Here is a 19,323-nt window from a genome sequence, read left to right as displayed (position 1 = left end):
AACTTATTTTAAAATAAAAAGATAAGTAAAATACTTAAATCAAATTTTAATGTCAGAAAATTCTATATATAGTTATGTTCTAATTTTGATTATCTCTTTTTTCCTGTATTTCTTTGATCTTTTCGGGTGTAACATCATTTCCTTCCGGATCAATCACTTTTGTATTTTCTATTTGTTGTTTAAATCCTTTTCTAAAACTTTCAAGATAAGCTTTTCTTAAAGCTGTTTGCTCTTTAGCCTCTTCTTGTGTTAATCCTTCTGTTTTTTTCTTTCTAGCTAATTCATTTATTCTTTCAATATTCAAATCTGAATTACTCATTAAAAACCCTACCTTCACTTTATTTATCCAACCATTATAATACTTTAACAAAATATAACAAATTTTAGATCATCTAAAAAGTAATGAAAAACGCTACTTTGCCGAAATAAGCAAAATAGCGCAGGAAAATTTATTGAATTAATTTATAAACGCGAACACTTTTCGATCTTTTTGTTCGTCTTCGTTTGTAGGGATACTATGTTCGTATGTTTTGTCAATTGCTTTCGTCTTAATTTGGTGATCAGTCATCTCGTACGTTTGTTCCGTGTGAGCACTGATGTTCGCATTTAATAAGAATATAGAAAAGGCCGCACTTGAAACTAAAAATATTATTATATATGTGGATAAGTTTTTGTATTTATTGAAAAACATCGATTTCACTCCTAGAACATTTGTTTGTATAAGTAATTTATCAGAACTTATGTTCTATGTCAACATTTTAACGAACAAATGTTTGTTTTAGTTTTGAATTAATGCTATAATAAATTTAAATTAAATTAGGGAGTGCCTATATATGAGAGAATTAACAAAACGACAAAGCGAAATATATAATTATATTAAACAAGTTGTTCAATCGAAAGGTTATCCACCTAGTGTTCGTGAAATTGGCGAAGCGGTTGGTTTAGCTTCAAGTTCAACAGTTCATGGTCATCTTTCACGCCTTGAGGAAAAAGGATATATTAGACGAGATCCAACGAAACCTCGTGCAATCGAAATTGTCAGTGAACAAACAAATGATAACATTAATATGGAAGAGACAATCCATGTTCCAGTAATTGGTAAAGTTACTGCTGGTATTCCAATTACTGCAGTTGAAAATGTAGAAGAATATTTTCCATTACCAGAACACCTAACATCAACGCATAATAGCGATATATTTATTTTAAATGTTATGGGTGACAGTATGATTGAAGCCGGTATATTAGATGGAGATAAAGTAATTGTTCGAAGTCAAACGATTGCAGAAAATGGTGATATCATCGTTGCAATGACAGATGAAGATGAAGCAACGGTTAAACGTTTTTATAAAGAAAAAAATCGATATCGTTTGCAACCTGAAAATAGCACAATGGAACCAATTTACCTCGATAACGTTACAGTTATCGGTAAAGTAATTGGTTTGTATCGTGAAATGTAATTTTTCAATATTTTGTATATAATCGCATTTGTTAAACCCTCATTCTTAATAAATTTTCAACCTCTTGAAATCACAATGATTATCAAGAGGTTTTTTTACATGCTGTCATTTATAAAAACGTCACAAAATTACAAACACTAACCAATAGTATTACGTCAAACTAATATTTTTACAAAAAGTAAAACTCGCTTCGACAATTATATGCTGAAGCGAGCTAATGTTATTTTTTACTATCTTTTTTATTTAATATGTCTTTGACGCGTTCTAATATGTCCGCATCTTTAGTTTTATCTTGTATCATCATGTTTATCTACTTCCTTACAGATAAACCATACCCTTTAAAAAAGCTTTAGAAACATTATCCAGTATAATTTTCTGTCCAAAACGGCTGTCTTTCATCATTAAAATCAACACCAACACCTAATGCATTAAATGCATCATTTAAAATGTTCTTTCTATGACCAAGAGAGTTCATTAACCCTTCATGTGCATAAATACTGCTTACTTGACCATACGCTAAATTTTCACCAGCCGACCTAAATACTATACCATCTTTTTTCAATCGATCAAACGGAGATTGACCTTTTAAGTTAGTATGGTCAAAGTAGTGATTATCCGCCATATCTTTACTATGTTTTCGTGCTGTTTCAGAATTCTGTTTAGAGTATTTTAGTGTTGCTAACTGATGTTGTTTTCTTTCAGCATTAACTAAATCAAAATTTTGAAGCTCATAACTATTTGCAAGTGATTTCGATGGCGCACCATATTGCTGTTTCAGCCTATTTTCCATGGCATCACTAACTTGTAATACGGCTGTTACACTATCTCGACGGTGTTTATCATAGAAAACTGTTGTATAGATATTATTTTTATGAAAAACATCATACTCTTTATTGTTTTGTTCATAACGAACTCTACCTTTAACTATTTCAGTCACAGGTTCACCTAATCTTTGTCTGACAATTGCTTTTGGTGTATTGTACTTAATTTTAGATTTGGAAGTAATGATATTTTGATTTGAATATATAGCGTTTACTTTATCCTTAATATAACTAACCATCATAAAATTATTATAATCGCCATCATAATACGTATACCATTTTGTACCATATTCATTAAATGTTACCCTTTTGAGTTGTTTTAATATCTTTTCAACTTCTGATTTAGACATATTCATTTGAATATTATTAAATGCAAATTGCTTGCTTTTTAGGTGTGTCTAATTTATTTTCAGCTGAAATTGTTTCTTTATTAATATGAATATCAATATATTGTCTTACTTCATTTTGTAAATGGACCAGTGGTTTAAATTCAGTTATTGGTGCAATAATAATAATCGATAAAAATGCAATAACTGTTACTATGAACTTTTTAATTTACATCACCTACTATAAAAATTAATCTCTATCTCCATTAAAAATAGAGTTTCTTACAATAACATAATCTACAGTACGTAATGATTTCAAGTCTTTTCCACCGGCATAAGAAATTGAACTTTGTAAATCTTGTTGCATTTCATTTAAAGTATCAAATAATGAACCTTTATGTTCTACAAACATTTTCTTACCTTCAACATTTTTATGTTCACCTTTTTGAAATTCCGATGCGCTTCCAAAATATTCTTTATACTGTTTGCCATCAAGTTCAACTGTCTCACCTGGAGATTCTTCATGTGCAGCAAAAAGTGAACCAATCATCACCATTGATGCCCCAAATCGAATAGATTTAGCGATATCACCATGTGTTCTAATACCACCATCAGCAATTAAAGGTTTACGTGCTGCTTTACTACATAAATTTAATGCTGATAGCTGCCAACCTCCTGTACCAAAGCCAGTTTTAATTTTTGTAATACAAACTCTACCAGGACCAATACCAACTTTTGTAGCATCCGCACCGGCATTTTCTAATTCTCTGACACCTTCAGGCGTACCAACATTACCTGCAATAACAAAGCTATCAGGTAAATATTTTTTTATATGTTTTATCATATTAATTACTGAATCAGAATGTCCATGGGCAATATCTATTGTTATATATTCTGGTATCAATTTATCTTGAGCTAATTTTTCAATAAATTCAAATTCTGATTTCTTTACACCTACTGAAATTGATGCAAATAAACCTGAATCTTGCATATTTTTAATAAAAGGTACTCTAGCTTTTTCGTCAAAACGATGCATGATATAGAAATAATCATTTTCTGCAAACCATTTTGCTAATGTTTCATTCATAACTGTTTGCATATTCGCAGGAACTACAGGTAGTTTAAATGTCTTAGGTCCAAATTGAATCGATGTATCACATTCAGATCTGCTTTCAACGATACATTTATTCGGTATTAACTGAATATCTTCATAATCAAATATTTTCACTTTAAATAGCCCCTTTTAAAACAAATTATTTTATTAATGCAAATTAAAAACCGAATGTTTTCTTGATTAATCGTGAAAACATTCAGTTTATAGCATTCGTATATACTGTACATTGTTTTATTAATATTGTAAATGGGCTAAAGTACGAAATTTAATTTTACCAGCTCGATTTTTTAACACCTGGAATTTGTCCCTTATGGGCATGTTCTCTAAATGCAATACGTGACATTTCAAATTTACGTAATACACCTCTTGGTCTACCAGTTACTTTACATCTTCTTGTTAAGCGTGTTGGTGATGAATCTCTAGGTAATTTTCTTAATGCTTCATAATCACCTTTCGCTTTTAACTCTTTACGTAATTCATAATATTTATTTACTAATTCTTCTCTTTTTCTTTCTTTTGCTATTTTAGACTTCTTAGCCATATATTGTTACCTCACTTTTTATCAAATCGTAATTATTACGATTTATATAATAACACAATCCTCACATAATTCAACAGTTAAATCTTATTTATTTGCTAAATTACTCAAAAACGTTCTATGGCTTTGAAAAATTTTAATTCACTTCAAAACGACTATACTTTCTTAAAAAAAGACTATTACTTTTCATTTACTACTATATTAATAGAAATTAAGCTTTTTAAAATTTACTTTTACTGTATTGTTCGTGTCATTTAAATACTACTTAACAAAATACCATAAATAATTTCACTAGTTACTTCATTAAGAAATAACTCAAATTATTTATCTACATACTTATTACATTTGAAATATTTTTCTTACTGTTATATTGAAGTATCATCAATAAAAAAAACGAGCTCTCCATAAATAATGGAAAAGCCCGCTTTGATTTCAAATCGTCGTATTTGAATGATAAGAATTACTTAGTTTCACGATGTAACGTATATTTGTTTAATCTTGGGCAATATTTCTTCATTTCAATACGCTCAGGATTGTTACGTTTATTTTTAGTAGTGATATAGTTACGATCGCCACATTCTGTGCATGCTAATGTTACGTTTACGCGCACGTTAAACACCCTCTCTTGTTAGGAATCTTTACGATTTATTATATTATCATAAACTGCTCAACTACGCAATATTGAATACACATTTCAAATTTATTTTTTAAAGTTTTCGTAAGTTTCGTCACTTTCTGTTTCAAGATCAATTGAATTAATATCAATACCTAATGCTTTAGCTACACCTTTACCATATTCTGGATCAGCTTTATAACAATGACGGATATGGCGTCGCTTAACATCTTCAGACACACCATCCATTGCATTTGCTGTATTTGTGAAAATTCTTTCTTTAGCATCTTCAGATTGTAATCTAAATAGCTTACCAGGTTGTTCAAAATAATTATCATCATCTTGGCGTTGATTATATTCATAACCATAACCATCAGTTGGGAATGGAGGCTTTTTGTATTCAGGTTGTGAATCAAATTTGCCTTGATTATTTGGATAATAATGTGTGCCGCCACCTTGATTATTATCAATAACTCGCATTTGACCATCTCTACTGAATGGACATAAATTTTCAATGCCTACACCTTTAGGTTGATTCACAGGAATTTGCCAATGATTTACACCTAAACGATATCTTTGTGCATCTCCATATGAGAACAAACGTCCTTGTAACATTTTATCAGGTGAAAAATCCAATCCTGGAATAATATTAGTTGGTGCAAAAGCAGCTTGCTCTACATCCAAAAAATAGTTGTCTGGATTTCGGTTTAATTCAAACTCTCCAACTTCAATTAATGGATATTCGTCGTGATACCATACTTTTGTTAAATCAAATGGATTATCTTTATGATTTTTGGCTTGCTCTTCTGTCATTACTTGGATATACATTGTCCATTTTGGATAGTCACCATTTTCAATAGCATTAAATAAATCACGTTGAGATGAATCACGATCAGTGGCTACAATTTCAGCAGCTTCTTCATCTGTTAAATTTTCGATACCTTGTTGAGTTCTAAAGTGGAATTTAACCCAAACACGTTCGCCAGCATCATTGTACATTGAATACGTATGAGAACCGAATCCATGCATATGACGTAAATCTTTAGGTATACCTCTATCTGACATTAAAATCGTTACCTGATGTAAAGCTTCAGGAAGTCCAGTCCAAAAATCCCAGTTATTTTGAGCATCTCGCATATTTGTTCTTGGATCACGTTTAACAGCGCGATTCAAACTTACAAATAACTTTGGATCTCTGAAGAAGAAGACAGGTGTATTATTCCCTACTAAATCCCAATTACCTTCTTCTGTGTAAAATTTTAACGCAAAACCTCTAATGTCTCGTTCTGCATCAGCAGCACCACGTTCACCTGCTACTGTAGAAAAACGTGCGAACATTTCAGTTTGTTTGCCAACTTCAGAGAAAATTTTAGCATTAGTATACTTAGTAATATCTTTAGTTACAGTAAATGTACCAAATGCACCAGAACCTTTCGCATGCATTCGACGTTCAGGTATAACTTCTCTATCAAATTGTGACATTTGCTCCAAGAAATAAATATCTTGCATTAATAGTGGTCCCCTTGATCCAGCAGTCATACTATTTTCTCGATCTGATACTGGATGCCCAAAAACTCCAGTTAACTTTTTATCTTGTTGTGACATAGTCATCCCTCCACAATTTATAATTATTATAATTTAATACACATTATAATTTAACCCCAATGAAATTACAATTAAACATGCTCAAGAAGATTAAAAAATCAGAAAATTTTAATTTTTTTCGCTTTAAAGTGTTAAAAAGTTATTGAATAGTCTACTTAAAAAGCTTACAATAATGGGTATATTTAAATAGATGGGAGACTAAATATGGAAGATAATAAAATGAACCGTAGTCTTAATTCTAGACACATTTCCATGATTGCTATAGGTGGTGCAATTGGAACTGGTCTATTTGTCGCTACAGGTAGTATAATTTCACAAGCAGGACCCGGAGGCGCTATATTAGCCTATTTACTAATTGGTATTATGTTGTACTTCTTAATGTCTTCTATAGGAGAGTTAGCAACATTTTATCCAGTATCAGGTTCTTTCAGTTCATATTCAACACGTTTTATAGATTCATCACTTGGTTTTACAATGGGATGGTTGTATTGGGCTTTATGGTCATTAGTTACTAGTGTTGATGTTATTGTGGCGTCAAATGTACTTTATTTCTGGGACACATTTAAATTTTTCCACCCCATTACTTGGAGTTTAATATTTATTACAATTTTACTACTATTAAACATTTTTTCGGTAAAATCATTCGGAGAAACTGAATTTTGGTTATCATTAATTAAAGTAATTACAATTATAGTATTCATTGCATTTGGTATTTTAATGATCTTTGGTATTTTAGGTGGTCATAGTTATGGCTTTGAAAATTATACAAAAGGTGATGCACCATTTGTAGGTGGTATTTCAGGATTCTTAGGCGTATTACTTGTTGCAGGTTTCTCTGTCGGAGGTACCGAGGTAGTAGCCGTTACTGCTGGAGAATCTGATGACCCTAAAAAATCAATGCCTAAAGCTATTAAGCAAGTTTTTTGGCGCATACTATTGTTCTACGTGTTATCAATTGCTGTAATTGCTGCAATTATTCCGTATACAGATCCACTATTATTAAATGAAAGTGGTTCTGTAAGTCAAAGTCCATTTACTATTGTCTTTGATAGAGTTGGTATTGCTTTTGCAGCATCTGTTATTAATGCAGTAATTTTAACATCATTATTATCAGCTGCTAACTCAGGCGTTTATACAACTGGTAGAATGTTATATTCACTAAGTGCTGATAATAAAGCACCTAAGTTTTTAAGTAAATTAAACAAAACTACAAAATTACCGCTTCGAGCATTATTAACAACATACGTTGTTGTTGTTATTGTAATCGTATACGCGAATTTCAATGCACATGCTGTATTTAACTTATTAAAAATAATCGGTTCAATGGTAATAGTTGTATGGGGTTCAAGTATATGGTCCCAAATCCGATTAAGACAGGCAATTAAAAAACAAGGTGAAGATCCAAGTAAAGTACTTCCATATAAAGCACCATTTTATCCATTAGGTCCTATTATTGTTATTGCAACTTTAGCATTCTTATTACTTGGTAGTTCATTTGAAAGTATGCTAGAAAATGATTGGTTGAGCGTGTTTAGAAACTTCTTACCTTTAATCATCTTAGCAATTATTTATTTTGTTCATAAAATAATTCATAAGACAAAGTTTGTTAAACTTGAAACTATCAATTTAAAACCACATGATTATGAAAATCAAAAATAATTAAAACAGTGTAAATATAAAAATCCCCTTTCATTCACGACAGATGCTTCAAACATTTGATAGCATTTGTCGTGTTATTTTATACAAAATAACTTCATATCCTTATGGAGATGCTTTCCAATTTAAGTATTTAGTATATTAACTAGTATTCTGTGCATTTTTATTCGAACAATATTTACATTCTTTATTTTAGATATTTTGCAGATTGTGTATAATATAGATAAGAATAACTTTTCAGGGGTGAATTCAATGATTGGACAAACAAATTTATTTGATGATGTATTAAAGCAAGATGAGAGATTTGTTATTGTGGTTCAAGCATTAGAAGAAAAGAATGGCCAATTATTAAAAAGAACTTTAAGGGAGTATCCCGGTTTAGATCATAAACAAATGAACGATTTATTTACTCATTTAAAGGAATTGTTTTTAGAAGAGTCTTTTGCAGAAAACCAATCAGCTTTTAGTATTACTGTTTATACAAACTTAGACTATACTGCTGACCAAATATATGCACATGTAAAACGATTCAGAGGCAAACATGATTGGACTCAAACAGCTAAATAATTACCATACGCTTGCAGTGCATCTAACAAACCAGTTAGATTGTCGCTGCTTTTTTAGACTTACAATACAATACGTTTCATTAAGAAGTTGCTTTTACTTTCAAATAATTAATTCATTACGAATTTTAACAGTTTACCATTATATCTAACGTATTTCACATACTTATAACAATAAACATCGTCAACACAATTATATAAATACACAATTGTAAAAGCCTAAACACTAGATATTCGATTGGAAAATCATGTGTTTAGGCTTATTTAAAATCTTAAAATAAATTTCTTAGAGCATGTGGAATACCGTTATTGTTATGATCTAATGTAACTTCGTCTGCATATTCTTTTAATTCGTCTGAAGCATTTCCCATTGCAATAGCTAATCCTGCTACTTCAAACATTGATTTATCATTCATGCTGTCACCAAAAGCAACCACTTGGTCTACAGTAAATCCTAATTTATGACAAAGCGCTTTAATCGCATTACCTTTCGACACATCTTTAGCCATAAATTCCAAGAAAAACGGCTTACTAGTAGTAGCATCTACATTATCATTAAACACACCATTTAAATCAATTCTAGCTTCTGTAATATTCGCAACATAGTCAACACCCATGACCTTAGGAACGTCATCTTGAATATACGCTTTGATATCATCAACACGTTTCATAGGTAATCCTGTTAATTCCGCTTCAATGTTCATGTATTCATGTTCACTATCGTAAATAATTTGTCCTTCATGATATGTAAGAACAAAAAAGCCTCTATCTCTACAATAATCTACAATTTCATCAAAATCTTGCTTGCTAATAGATTTACTAACTTCCACTTCTTCATTTGCCATGTTAATCGTCTTACTACCATTATAACTAATAATGTAGCTATGGTGTTCTGGTAGTTTCAATTCTCTGGCTGTTGGAATCATACCTTCTGTTGGTCTTCCAGATGCTAATACAACATAAATTCCTTCATCTTGTATCGTTGTTAAATATTTTGCAGTTTCTTCTGAAACAACATTATCTGAATTTAGCAACGTATCATCCATATCTAACACAACTGCTTTATAATTTGTCATATCGTATTAAATCTCCTCTCTATTCTGCATTTAATACTATTTTACAATATAAAGCGTCTATTGGTATACAATTCGTTCTTTAACACCACTGATATTAATATCGACCAATTCAGAATGGCATGATACTACCTGACTATTTAATGTTCGAACTAATTCGCCACTATTTTCTTTGCGACTAAAGACTAAAATTGATGGCCCAGCACCACTAATAACTGTTGCATATGCATTGTGCTCATTCGCAATCGCCTTAACATCTTCAAATTCAGCAATTAAATGTTGACGATATGGTTCGTGGAAACCATCTTGCTGCATAAGTTTGCCAGCTAATTCATAATTATGCTGTGCCAAGGCACATATCATCGTATTACTAATCGCACTACATTTAACTGCTTCACTATGTGTTAATTTATGGGGTAATGCGCGTCTTGATGCTTCAGTTTTAAGTTCATAAGTTGGTATTGTTACAATTACATCCACATCTGGTATATCTATATGCGCAACTGACGTTTCTTTCGACACATCATTATAATACCCTGCAATTAGTCCCCCATAAATTGTTGGTGCAACATTGTCAGGATGACCTTCAATTTCTGTTGCTAATTGCAATACTTCATGTCTCGATAATTGAATATCACCAAAGTAATTTGCAATATAAATTGCGCCCACTAAAGCAGAAGCAGATGAACCCAATCCTCTTGCTAATGGAATATCACTTCGCATCTCGATACATAAATTAGGCAAAGTCACTTCATATTTTGAAGCCACTCGCTGTGCAACTTGATAAATAAAGTTTGTTTCATCTGTTGGCAATTGCTTTGAAGCATCATCACGGAAAATATACTTCCATTTTGTGTCAGACGTTTCCATTACAGATAGATACAAAAATTTATCTAAAGCCATACCTATAGAATCAAAGCCAACTCCTAGGTTGGCTGTTGAAGCTGGAATTGTTAACTCCAAAACATTAGTCATGTTATAAAGCTCCTTTAATATATTCAATAATACTATTCTTGTCATTCGGTAATGGCTTGATTGGATTATCTAATAGTGAAATAGCAGTATCTGGATCTTTTAATCCATTACCTGTTAGTATTGCAACAACTTTTTTACCTTGGGGTAACTTACCTTGTCTATGCAATTTAATTAAACCTGCAATAGAAGCATTACTTGCTGGTTCGCTAAAGACACCTTCCTTAGTTGTCATTAACTGATAAGCTTCTAAGATTTCTTCATCTGTTACACTATCAATTAAACCATTTGATTCTCTCAATGCATTTGTCGCCTTTTCCCAACTAGCAGGATTACCGATCCGAATAGCCGTTGCAATTGTCTCTGGGTTTTTAATGACTTTATTTTGTACGATTGGGGATGCACCTTCAGCTTGGAAACCAAACATTTTAGGTAATTGCGAACCCTTAGCTTCATGGTATTCTTTAAAACCTTTCCAATACGCCGTAATATTACCTGCATTACCTACAGGAATCGCTAAAATATCAGGAGCTTCACCATCTAGCTGTTGTACAATTTCAAAAGAACCAGTTTTTTGGCCTTCAATTCTATAAGGATTAACAGAGTTTACTAACTCAATTTCACCGCTTTTGGCTATTTCTTTCACAATCTCTAACGCTTCATCGAAGTTTCCTTCTATTGAAACTATCTCTGCACCATACATCACCGCTTGAGATAACTTTCCTAATGCAATTTTACCTTCTGGGATAACTACAATTGCCTTTAATCCAGCTCTTGCTGCATATGCAGCGGCAGAAGCCGACGTGTTACCAGTTGAAGCGCAAATTACAATCTTCTTGCCTTGTTCTTTAGCTTTAGTTACAGCCATTACCATACCACGATCTTTGAATGACCCAGTTGGATTCGCACCTTCATATTTAACATATAAATCAATGCCTAACATTGCTGAAATATTTTTACAATGAATAAGTGGTGTATTACCTTCATTTAAAGTTAATTTAGGTGTATTTTCGTCTACTGGCAAATGCGCCTTAAATTCTTCTACTAATCCTTGCCATCTTCTCATATTAATTAAACTCCTTCTACCGGATATACTTTTTCAACTAAATATCCATGCTTAGTGATTAATTCTTCTGGTGATGATTCCAATCCAATTATGACAGCTGCATATGAATCATCCTCATAGTTTGCTACACTTAATGTTTTATGGAACGGTAATATAGACTTTAAGTCATTTTCAAACTTTTCTAATGAATCATTAACATCTTTAATTACAACATAAAAGTTAGATTTTTCTTTAATGTTAATTTCTGCATCAGAATCCATCATTTCGCGTGTTTTATCTGTCTTTAATTCAAAATGAGGCGGCAATGTATGTAAATCTGATTCAAAGAATAGTGCTACATTTAATAAATCACTTACTACCGCACTACCTGTTGCTAAACTACCTGCCCCTTTCCCATAAAACATCGTATCTCCTACAGCATCACCAATGACATAAATCGCATTATATTCATCTTCTACTGCTGCTAATTGGTGTTTCTTGTCAATTAATGTCGGCTCTACTGAAGCATTAACTTTGCCATTTTCATATATTCCCTTACCAATTAATTTAATTTTATACCCCAGTTGATTAGCAACATTAATATCAGTTAGAGTTACACCGCTAATCCCTTTTCGTTTAACGTCGTTTAGTTTAATGACTTGGTTAAATGACAAATATGATGTAATAACAACTTTACGTGCTGCATCTACCCCTTCTACATCATCAGTAGGATCTGCTTCTGCAAAACCAAGTCTTTTCGCCTCATCGAGTGCTTCTTCAAATGTCGTTTGTTCCTTAGTCATCTTAGATAAAATAAAATTAGAGGTACCATTTAAAATTCCCATAAATTTAGAAATATTATTCGCATTCAAACCATTATTTATGGCATTTACGATTGGAATCCCACCTGCAACACTAGCTTCAAACTTTAAAGCTACACCATTTTCTTCTGCCAAATCTTCCAAAAGTTTTAGGTGTACTGCTAGTAAATCTTTATTTGCAGTGATGACATGTTTTTTATTTTTCAGTGCTGTTCGTAACCAATCAACAGTTGGTTCAATACCACCCATTACTTCTATAATAATATCTAAAGAATCATCATTTAAAATTTCATTAACATCTTCAGTTAAATGATATTGGCTAATATTTAATGGTCTTTTTTTAGATTTATCACGAACAAGGATATGTTTAATTACAATGTCTTTATTTAATGTGTCTTGAATTTGCTGCCTGTTCTCTTCGATGATTTTTACTACACCAGACCCAACAGTACCTAATCCTAATAATGCTATATTTAAATTTTTCATGTTATGTACCTCCGTTTGTGCTTTTGAGAAAAACAAATGTATTATTGAAAAACACTAGATGATAGTATAGTATAGAATTATTCTTTATTTTTGTAAAGTTCGTAATATTCAAAATATAAATATATAATATCATTCTTACTTACAAAACTGAATACAATTTTCTGATTTTTTAGAAAGGTTGGCATGCACTATGAAAGTTTCCAAATTCGGTGGTAGCTCCGTCTCTAATGCTACTCAAATTAAAAAAGTTTTAAATATTGTTAATTCTGATTCTGAGCGAAAAATTGTAATCGTTTCTGCACCAGGAAAAAGACATGACAATGATGTTAAAACGACTGATTTATTAATCAGATTATATGAAAAGGTCATTAATCATCTTGACTATCATGATAAAAAAAGAGAAATTATTCAGAGATATGATGATATTGTAAAAGAATTGCAGATGGATGAAAGTATTTTACGAACAATAGACCAAACATTAGAACATTATATCGAGCAATTAAAAAATAAACCTAAAAGATTATTAGATGCATTACTATCTTGTGGGGAAGATTTTAATGCACAATTGATTGCTTTATATAATAATAGTCAGGGCATTCCTACAAAATATGTATCTCCAAAAGAAGCGGGTATTTACGTCACTGATGTTCCACAACAAGCTCAAATTTTAGATAGCGCTTATGAAGAAATAAAGAAATTACGAAATTATGATGAGAAACTAATTATTCCAGGATTTTTTGGTGTATCACATGAAGGCTATATTGTAACGTTTCCTCGAGGCGGATCTGATATAACTGGAGCAATTATTTCAAGTGGCGTTAGAGCTACTATTTACGAAAATTTCACCGATGTATCTGGTATCTTTAAAGCTAACCCCAATATCATTAAAGATCCTGAACTCATTGAAGAAATTACTTATCGAGAAATGCGTGAATTATCTTATGCAGGATTTAGCGTTTTCCATGATGAAGCACTGCAACCACTATATAAGGATCGCATTCCTGTTGTTATCAAAAATACGAATCGCCCCCAAGATAAAGGTACTTATATTTTACATGACCGAGAAATCAACGCTAAAAATGTAATCAGCGGTATTAGTTGTGATAAAGATTTTACTGTTATTAATATCAAAAAATATTTAATGAACAGACAAGTAGGTTTCACTCGAAAAGTTCTTGGTGTCTTAGAAGATAACAATATTTCATTCGATCATATGCCCTCTGGTATTGATACTATAAGTATTGTGATGCGTTCAAAACAAATTCAAAATAAAGAAACAAAAGTTTTAAATGAGATTCGTAAAAAATGCGATGTTGATGAACTTAGTATTGAGCATGACCTAGCTATTTTAATGATTGTCGGTGAAGGTATGAACAAAGTTATCGGCACAGCAAATAAAATCACTCATGCCTTAGCTAAGTCCAAAATCAATTTAAAAATGATTAACCAAGGTGCTTCTGAAATCTCGATGATGTTTGGTATTCATGTAGACGATGCTGAAAAAGCAGTTCTATCAACTTATGAGTTTTGCTATCATGGCATTGAATTGAAAAACTTATGTGATAAAAAATAATTAAAAGCAATTCATAACACGTTTAGTCATATCCGTTATGAATTGCTTTTTATTTAATTATTTATAGTTCTCTGAATCGCATCTTTAATACGTTGCTCACCTACTACAAATTTTAAAATAAAAAATTGATAGTAGCTCAACGCATCAATAACACGTTTATAATTAGAATATTGTTGATACTGATGATGTTGCATTAAATCATACATTAGAACGATTTCTGGTTTAATGTAATCAACATCCCAATTCAAACTGTGAAAATAAATATTACTCTTCGGAATGCGTACATTTGGATCTAACCTAAAAATCCAATCATCATTCACTACATCATAAACATAAATACTCATAATTGTCGTATCGTTAAATTGCACATATACTCGTGCTATTTTTGAAAGTGATAAATCATCTCTAGCTATATTCTGATCTTGTTTATCTATGTATAGTAACGCATAAGATTGCGGAATAACTTTCACAATATCACTTAAACGCTTACGTTCTACGCATATTTCAACAATAGAAGGTAATTTTAATTCATCATTCAAGAAAAGTTGCATGGCAACTTCACCGTGAAATTTAAATAATTGCGATGATGTTTTCATTAAATTGTCTACTAATTGTTCTTTAGCATTTATTTCATTCACTCTCAAATACACCTCCTAAGCAAGCGCTTTCACAAATTTCATTATACCTTTTAAAATTAACGAATTCAATCTCGAAAGCATATCAATTAATACAATTCATTTATAAAAGTTAAGACATATCATAAATTCGTCATAAAGTTGAATTCACGAATCTTTCACGTCATATTCATTGAACATCAATTTCTGTCAGTTTATAATTTGATTATAACAATGGTGAATTAGAATCAACTAATAAAAATGTGGGAAATTGAATAACAATTAATCTATATTAATTATTATTGTACACAAAGTTAAAGAAGTCAAAAAGGATTGGTGAAAAAATGTCTTTTTATCTTGTACTTATCATTATCATAGTAGTATTGACCGGTATTTTAGTTTTAAATCAAAGGTACAGTAACAGTAAAATTGATACCGAGGTCTATGCTAGAAAGCAACTCATTAAAAAGAACAAAGCATTAAGTGCTGAAAATGCTGAATTAAGAAGTCAAATGTTGAGTTCTAATAATGATGTTGGGCATCATGCCTATAAAAATGCTAAAAGAGAATTACGTAAGATTTTAGATAGCTATCTTGAAGAAGGAAAATTAAAATATTACGATATTATCGTGACTAGCAATTTAGCAACAAAACATCCATTTTTCGAGTTTGCACGTTCATTTGATTTTATCATTGTTTCAGATATCGGTTTAATAAATGTTGACGTGAAAAGTTGGGGTGAAAAAACATTTTATCACTTCGATGTACCAGATGAACATGATACAGAAATGAGTAATAGTAATATAGAAAAAGTTGTTGGTCATTATATTAGCCAGCAATATCACGATCAGTTTAATTCATCAAGAAGTGCGATATATACATTTACAGAAACTGTTCAACCAAATCGTGTTGTTTATGATTTTTATGATTATGATCCATATCAATTAGCAGCGAATAATGCAAAAGCATTGAAGGATCATATTGAACAAAACTTTAACTTTAAAGTTCAAAGTACCGGTGTGATTTACTTTAGTGATGGTACAGTTAATATCATTCAAGGTTCTGAAGAGCGCGATAAATACGTTGATACAGTTTCAACTAAATCGTCATTAAGACGTATTATTAGTGAAGCAATCGATTTATCTAAGCATCCACTAAACAAAGAACAAGTAAATCAAATAACAAGTATATTCAAGTAAAATCAAAGGCATAATAATCCATTCAGCTCAATGCAAAAATGGTTATTATGCCTTTATTATATTCATTTAACTATGATAGTTTGTTTTCAGTACCAAAATTATTAAATCAAAAATTGGATGATATGTTAAATTCTTCTTTCTGACACGTTTTAGAAATGACGATTATTTATACCAATACGTCTTTAATTACTTACTCCAAATATTTAATTGCTGTTTTTTAGCTTGGTTTTGTGCTTCTATAAATACATTTCTATATTTGCCATTTGGTGAAAAGTACTTCTCTCTAGCAAGCCCCTTTTCCACTAATTCCTTATTGTACATACGGTCTTTACTAAGCCATACATAGGCCAATGTTCTACCATAGCGATCTTGCTTTTCTTTATCATATTCTAAATAAACATCCTGATTCGTTAATGTCTTCTTACTATAATTTGATGCTTCTTTACCATATGGCTGTACAGGCGTATTCGGTTTTACAGTTTCAGGAGTATCAACTCCAATGAGTCTAACCTTGATTTCCTTACCGTTTTGATTCGCTATAAATGTATCTCCATCAACGACTCTTTGAACATGTACCTTGTCCTTACCTTTTAAATCTTGCGTACTTTCTTGATTTGTCCCCTTTTTAAAAGGACCAGTATGATTCATAAATTGGAACGCCAAAACACCTACAATAATAATGGCCACCACAATCATAGCAAGCGATTTATTCGACTTCATTTTGCCACCTACTTCTCTTTTTTCATTCCGATTAATCATATAAAAGTTAAGAAATATCGTCAATAGCCATATCTATATATTTCAATATTTTGTAATGCTATAGCATGATATAATGATTTTATTAAGGAGTGAAAACGAATGAACATTTCAAATGAAAATACAGTCACATTAATTGCAGTAATTATCGCAATTATCGTTGGTATTTTTCTACAAATATTTTTCAAATTACCATTAATAGTAAGTGCAGTGTTATCTATTTTACTTGGTATTTTAGTTGGATTTATTGTTTACCTTATTGCCTCGTTTTATAAAAAACGAAAAAAATAATTCAACAACTAGTGTCGTTAATGTCAAAATAAAAGTATTGAGTATGATCTATGTACTGGTTTGCCAGCAAACAATTAAATCAAAAACTCAATACTTTTTATTTTAATTTATATCCAACCTTTTTCATTCGCCTTTTTCCAAGCATCAAAACGATTATCTGCAAATAATTTATCAATTATAACAGATGTATAATTTCTAACTGTTCCATCTGTCAAAAATAATTTTTCACTTATTTCTTTACTACTTAAACCATTGCCAATTTCCCTTAATACAATTTGTTCTTTTGGTGTCAAAGGGTTTTTATCTACAAAAAATGAAGTCATCAATGTGGCGCTATATTCTTTCTCTCCGTTAATTACTTTATTAATGGTTTCCACCAATTCTTCTATAGAACGTTCTTTTAAAACATATGCATCCACATCATTCACAACTGCTTTTTCAAAGTATCCCGGTCTTTTAAAAGTTGTTACAATAATCACTTTAATATTCAAATGCTTCTTTCTAATTTCCGCTAAAACTTCAAGTCCAGTCATTCCTGGCATTTCAATATCTAAAATAACAACGTTAGGATTATATTCTTCAATAAGTTTCATTGCATCGAGACCATTATCAGTATCTGCTAAAATTTCAAAATCACCATGTAGTTTAATTAATTGAACCATTGCCTGTCGTAACATATTTTGATCTTCTGCAATAATTAAAGATGTCATGCTATCCCTCCTGTTGAGATCTCAATGATTATTTTAGTTCCATTTGTTGAGTCGACTGCTAAAGTTCCATTTAAATGTTGTACACGCTGTGAAATACTTTTCACCTCGCAATCACTATCAATACCTTTGCCATCATCTTCAATCATAAGCAGTAATTTATGATTGTTTACAGTTTTTAATTTACCATGAACTTTTGAAGCATTTGCATGTTTAATAACATTATTTATCGCTTCACGCGCAATCATAACTAACATAGATTGTTTAGTAGGACTCAATACTTGTGCCAATTCTTTATTTTCAAACGTAAAATCAATATCAGCATCTTTTAAAACCTTACCTATACTATCAATCTCTTCAATAAATGATGGCAATTTTATATCATCAATAATTTCTCGAACTTTGTTCAATGAATCACGAGATAATTTATTAATTGCTAATAATTCAGCTTTTACTTTTTCTACATCGGTATCTATAAGTTTATAAGCTAATTCTGATTTTAATGATAAACTTGCAAACACATGCCCTAACGTATCATGTAAGTCTTGACCAATTCTATTTCGTTCTTGTTCAGCAATTAATGTATTAATATATCGATTTTTTTCTGCTATTTCTTTTTGATATTCACGGTTTCTCATTTTTTTGAAATTATCTAGCATTATTAATAATATAACGACATAATAAATCATTATTGAAACAAAATAGTCGTTATAAAAAGAATAAGTAATTATTAAACATATAATCAGTGTTAGTGTAAACATGTACAATGAAACTTTTTTAACACTCTTTTTAAAAGTAAAGGGAATAGCAAAGGCACTATAAAAGAAAAACAGACTTAAGATCGGATGTATAAATAATACAAAATAGCAAATAATGACATAATGTGTCATTAATAATATATAAAGTGTTAAATGATTAAGTCTATTATTTAGTGTAACTAATATAAAATACGACACTGAAAAAATACTAACTAGTATGATATACAACCATTTTGGCCCATGTATTTCATTGAAAAAAATACCAGCAATAGGAAAAATCAGATAAAGTAAAGAGGATAGTTCAGCAATTGAAGTTTCTTTTAAAAATTTCATAT

The 19,323-nt window shown here is 30.8% G+C and carries 21 protein-coding genes and 2 pseudogenes; 8 read left to right on the top strand and 15 right to left on the bottom strand.

Features of this window, described 5'->3' with window-relative positions:
- Positions 1-79: 79 nt before the first annotated feature.
- Both ML436_06470 and ML436_06465 read right to left on the bottom strand, forming a co-directional pair.
- A complete protein-coding gene (locus ML436_06470) occupies positions 80-319 on the bottom strand; it encodes a DUF896 domain-containing protein (GenBank protein ID UMT79365.1) in 240 nt (79 codons plus the stop codon).
- A 138-nt stretch (positions 320-457) separates the two neighbouring features.
- Complete coding sequence (locus tag ML436_06465; protein ID UMT79364.1) at positions 458-691, bottom strand: hypothetical protein; 234 nt, start codon at positions 689-691, stop codon at positions 458-460.
- Between the two features lie 142 nt (positions 692-833).
- On the opposite strand from ML436_06465, the gene lexA reads away from it, so the two are divergent.
- Positions 834-1,457: a transcriptional repressor LexA gene (lexA, locus tag ML436_06460; GenBank protein UMT79363.1), complete on the top strand. Its 624-nt coding sequence runs from the start codon at positions 834-836 to the stop codon at positions 1,455-1,457.
- Between the two features lie 358 nt (positions 1,458-1,815).
- Here the strand turns inward: lexA and ML436_06455 are convergent.
- A pseudogene (locus ML436_06455) lies at positions 1,816-2,809 on the bottom strand (CAP domain-containing protein).
- Between ML436_06455 and ML436_06450 the strand changes: the two are divergent.
- Complete coding sequence (locus ML436_06450) at positions 2,775-2,858, top strand: hypothetical protein (GenBank protein UMT79495.1); 84 nt, start codon at positions 2,775-2,777, stop codon at positions 2,856-2,858. The pseudogene ML436_06455 and the gene ML436_06450 overlap by 35 nt on opposite strands.
- On the opposite strand, the gene guaC is transcribed toward ML436_06450, so the two are convergent.
- From guaC to ML436_06430, 4 genes are all read right to left on the bottom strand, one after another.
- A complete protein-coding gene (gene guaC / locus ML436_06445) occupies positions 2,855-3,832 on the bottom strand; it encodes a GMP reductase (protein UMT79362.1) in 978 nt (325 codons plus the stop codon). The two genes, ML436_06450 and guaC, sit on opposite strands and share 4 nt — an antisense overlap.
- A gap of 157 nt (positions 3,833-3,989) precedes the next feature.
- Positions 3,990-4,259: a 30S ribosomal protein S14 gene (gene rpsN / locus ML436_06440; GenBank protein ID UMT79361.1), complete on the bottom strand. Its 270-nt coding sequence runs from the start codon at positions 4,257-4,259 to the stop codon at positions 3,990-3,992.
- Positions 4,260-4,716: 457 nt separating this feature from the next.
- Positions 4,717-4,866, bottom strand: coding sequence for a 50S ribosomal protein L33 (rpmG, locus tag ML436_06435; GenBank protein UMT79360.1), 150 nt, complete (start codon positions 4,864-4,866; stop codon positions 4,717-4,719).
- Positions 4,867-4,956: 90 nt separating this feature from the next.
- Entirely contained in the window at positions 4,957-6,474 is a 1,518-nt protein-coding gene (locus tag ML436_06430) for a catalase (GenBank protein ID UMT79359.1), read from the bottom strand.
- 204 nt (positions 6,475-6,678) lie between these two features.
- Here ML436_06430 and ML436_06425 point away from each other — a divergent pair, with 204 nt between their 5' ends.
- The 3 genes and pseudogenes from ML436_06425 (at position 6,679) to ML436_06415 (ending at position 8,697) form a co-directional block, all read left to right on the top strand.
- Entirely contained in the window at positions 6,679-8,133 is a 1,455-nt protein-coding gene (locus ML436_06425; protein UMT79358.1) for an amino acid permease, read from the top strand.
- A gap of 171 nt (positions 8,134-8,304) precedes the next feature.
- Positions 8,305-8,408: pseudogene (locus tag ML436_06420) on the top strand (hypothetical protein).
- Positions 8,383-8,697: a hypothetical protein gene (locus ML436_06415; protein ID UMT79357.1), complete on the top strand. Its 315-nt coding sequence runs from the start codon at positions 8,383-8,385 to the stop codon at positions 8,695-8,697. The pseudogene ML436_06420 and the gene ML436_06415 overlap by 26 nt, the downstream one beginning before the upstream one ends.
- A 268-nt stretch (positions 8,698-8,965) precedes the next feature.
- Here the strand turns inward: ML436_06415 and ML436_06410 are convergent, their stop codons facing one another.
- Genes ML436_06410 through ML436_06395 form a run of 4 tightly spaced genes read right to left on the bottom strand, consistent with a single transcriptional unit; the run spans position 8,966 to position 13,090 of the window.
- A complete protein-coding gene (locus ML436_06410) occupies positions 8,966-9,769 on the bottom strand; it encodes a Cof-type HAD-IIB family hydrolase (protein UMT79356.1) in 804 nt (267 codons plus the stop codon).
- A gap of 57 nt (positions 9,770-9,826) precedes the next feature.
- Positions 9,827-10,741, bottom strand: a complete 915-nt coding sequence (thrB, locus tag ML436_06405; protein ID UMT79355.1) for a homoserine kinase — start codon at positions 10,739-10,741, stop codon at positions 9,827-9,829.
- A 1-nt stretch (position 10,742) separates the two neighbouring features.
- Complete coding sequence (gene thrC, locus ML436_06400) at positions 10,743-11,804, bottom strand: threonine synthase (protein ID UMT79354.1); 1,062 nt, start codon at positions 11,802-11,804, stop codon at positions 10,743-10,745.
- A gap of 5 nt (positions 11,805-11,809) precedes the next feature.
- Positions 11,810-13,090, bottom strand: a complete 1,281-nt coding sequence (locus ML436_06395) for a homoserine dehydrogenase (protein UMT79353.1) — start codon at positions 13,088-13,090, stop codon at positions 11,810-11,812.
- A 190-nt stretch (positions 13,091-13,280) separates the two neighbouring features.
- Here ML436_06395 and ML436_06390 point away from each other — a divergent pair, with 190 nt between their 5' ends.
- Positions 13,281-14,663, top strand: coding sequence for an aspartate kinase (locus ML436_06390; protein ID UMT79352.1), 1,383 nt, complete (start codon positions 13,281-13,283; stop codon positions 14,661-14,663).
- A gap of 53 nt (positions 14,664-14,716) precedes the next feature.
- Here ML436_06390 and ML436_06385 read toward each other — a convergent pair whose 3' ends face one another.
- The gene (locus ML436_06385; GenBank protein ID UMT79494.1) at positions 14,717-15,292 is read right to left on the bottom strand and encodes a hypothetical protein; all 576 of its coding nucleotides are present in this window, start codon (positions 15,290-15,292) and stop codon (positions 14,717-14,719) included.
- 329 nt (positions 15,293-15,621) lie between these two features.
- Here ML436_06385 and ML436_06380 point away from each other — a divergent pair, with 329 nt between their 5' ends.
- A complete protein-coding gene (locus ML436_06380) occupies positions 15,622-16,476 on the top strand; it encodes a hypothetical protein (GenBank protein UMT79351.1) in 855 nt (284 codons plus the stop codon).
- Between the two features lie 186 nt (positions 16,477-16,662).
- Here ML436_06380 and ML436_06375 read toward each other — a convergent pair whose 3' ends face one another.
- Complete coding sequence (locus tag ML436_06375; GenBank protein ID UMT79350.1) at positions 16,663-17,196, bottom strand: thermonuclease family protein; 534 nt, start codon at positions 17,194-17,196, stop codon at positions 16,663-16,665.
- A 138-nt stretch (positions 17,197-17,334) separates the two neighbouring features.
- On the opposite strand from ML436_06375, the gene ML436_06370 reads away from it, so the two are divergent.
- Entirely contained in the window at positions 17,335-17,523 is a 189-nt protein-coding gene (locus ML436_06370; GenBank protein ID UMT79349.1) for a LapA family protein, read from the top strand.
- A 107-nt stretch (positions 17,524-17,630) separates the two neighbouring features.
- On the opposite strand, the gene ML436_06365 is transcribed toward ML436_06370, so the two are convergent.
- Together ML436_06365 and ML436_06360 are read right to left on the bottom strand one after the other, a co-directional pair.
- Positions 17,631-18,233, bottom strand: coding sequence for a response regulator transcription factor (locus tag ML436_06365; GenBank protein UMT79348.1), 603 nt, complete (start codon positions 18,231-18,233; stop codon positions 17,631-17,633).
- Complete coding sequence (locus tag ML436_06360; protein ID UMT79347.1) at positions 18,230-19,321, bottom strand: sensor histidine kinase; 1,092 nt, start codon at positions 19,319-19,321, stop codon at positions 18,230-18,232. Before ML436_06360 ends, ML436_06365 begins: the two co-directional genes overlap by 4 nt.
- Positions 19,322-19,323 lie beyond the last annotated feature (2 nt).

The sequence above is a fragment of the Staphylococcus roterodami genome (assembly GCA_022493055.1).
GTDB lineage: Bacteria > Bacillota > Bacilli > Staphylococcales > Staphylococcaceae > Staphylococcus > Staphylococcus singaporensis.
Note: the sequence above shows the minus strand (reverse complement) of the source record. Positions and strands in the feature narration are given on the sequence as shown.

Bases quoted from the DNA above. Each gene is read 5' to 3' on its own strand.
- thrC (UMT79354.1), bottom strand. From the start codon at position 11,804: ATGAGAAGATGGCAAGGATTAGTAGAAGAATTTAAGGCGCATTTGCCA.
- ML436_06410 (UMT79356.1), bottom strand. From the start codon at position 9,769: ATGACAAATTATAAAGCAGTTGTGTTAGATATGGATGATACGTTGCTA.
- ML436_06360 (UMT79347.1), bottom strand. From the start codon at position 19,321: ATGAAATTTTTAAAAGAAACTTCAATTGCTGAACTATCCTCTTTACTT.
- lexA (UMT79363.1), top strand. From the start codon at position 834: ATGAGAGAATTAACAAAACGACAAAGCGAAATATATAATTATATTAAA.
- ML436_06380 (UMT79351.1), top strand. From the start codon at position 15,622: ATGTCTTTTTATCTTGTACTTATCATTATCATAGTAGTATTGACCGGT.
- thrB (UMT79355.1), bottom strand. From the start codon at position 10,741: ATGACTAATGTTTTGGAGTTAACAATTCCAGCTTCAACAGCCAACCTA.
- rpsN (UMT79361.1), bottom strand. From the start codon at position 4,259: ATGGCTAAGAAGTCTAAAATAGCAAAAGAAAGAAAAAGAGAAGAATTA.
- ML436_06375 (UMT79350.1), bottom strand. From the start codon at position 17,196: ATGAAGTCGAATAAATCGCTTGCTATGATTGTGGTGGCCATTATTATT.
- ML436_06365 (UMT79348.1), bottom strand. From the start codon at position 18,233: ATGACATCTTTAATTATTGCAGAAGATCAAAATATGTTACGACAGGCA.
- ML436_06395 (UMT79353.1), bottom strand. From the start codon at position 13,090: ATGAAAAATTTAAATATAGCATTATTAGGATTAGGTACTGTTGGGTCT.
- ML436_06470 (UMT79365.1), bottom strand. From the start codon at position 319: ATGAGTAATTCAGATTTGAATATTGAAAGAATAAATGAATTAGCTAGA.
- ML436_06390 (UMT79352.1), top strand. From the start codon at position 13,281: ATGAAAGTTTCCAAATTCGGTGGTAGCTCCGTCTCTAATGCTACTCAA.
- ML436_06415 (UMT79357.1), top strand. From the start codon at position 8,383: ATGATTGGACAAACAAATTTATTTGATGATGTATTAAAGCAAGATGAG.
- ML436_06370 (UMT79349.1), top strand. From the start codon at position 17,335: ATGAACATTTCAAATGAAAATACAGTCACATTAATTGCAGTAATTATC.
- ML436_06425 (UMT79358.1), top strand. From the start codon at position 6,679: ATGGAAGATAATAAAATGAACCGTAGTCTTAATTCTAGACACATTTCC.
- ML436_06465 (UMT79364.1), bottom strand. From the start codon at position 691: ATGTTTTTCAATAAATACAAAAACTTATCCACATATATAATAATATTT.
- ML436_06430 (UMT79359.1), bottom strand. From the start codon at position 6,474: ATGTCACAACAAGATAAAAAGTTAACTGGAGTTTTTGGGCATCCAGTA.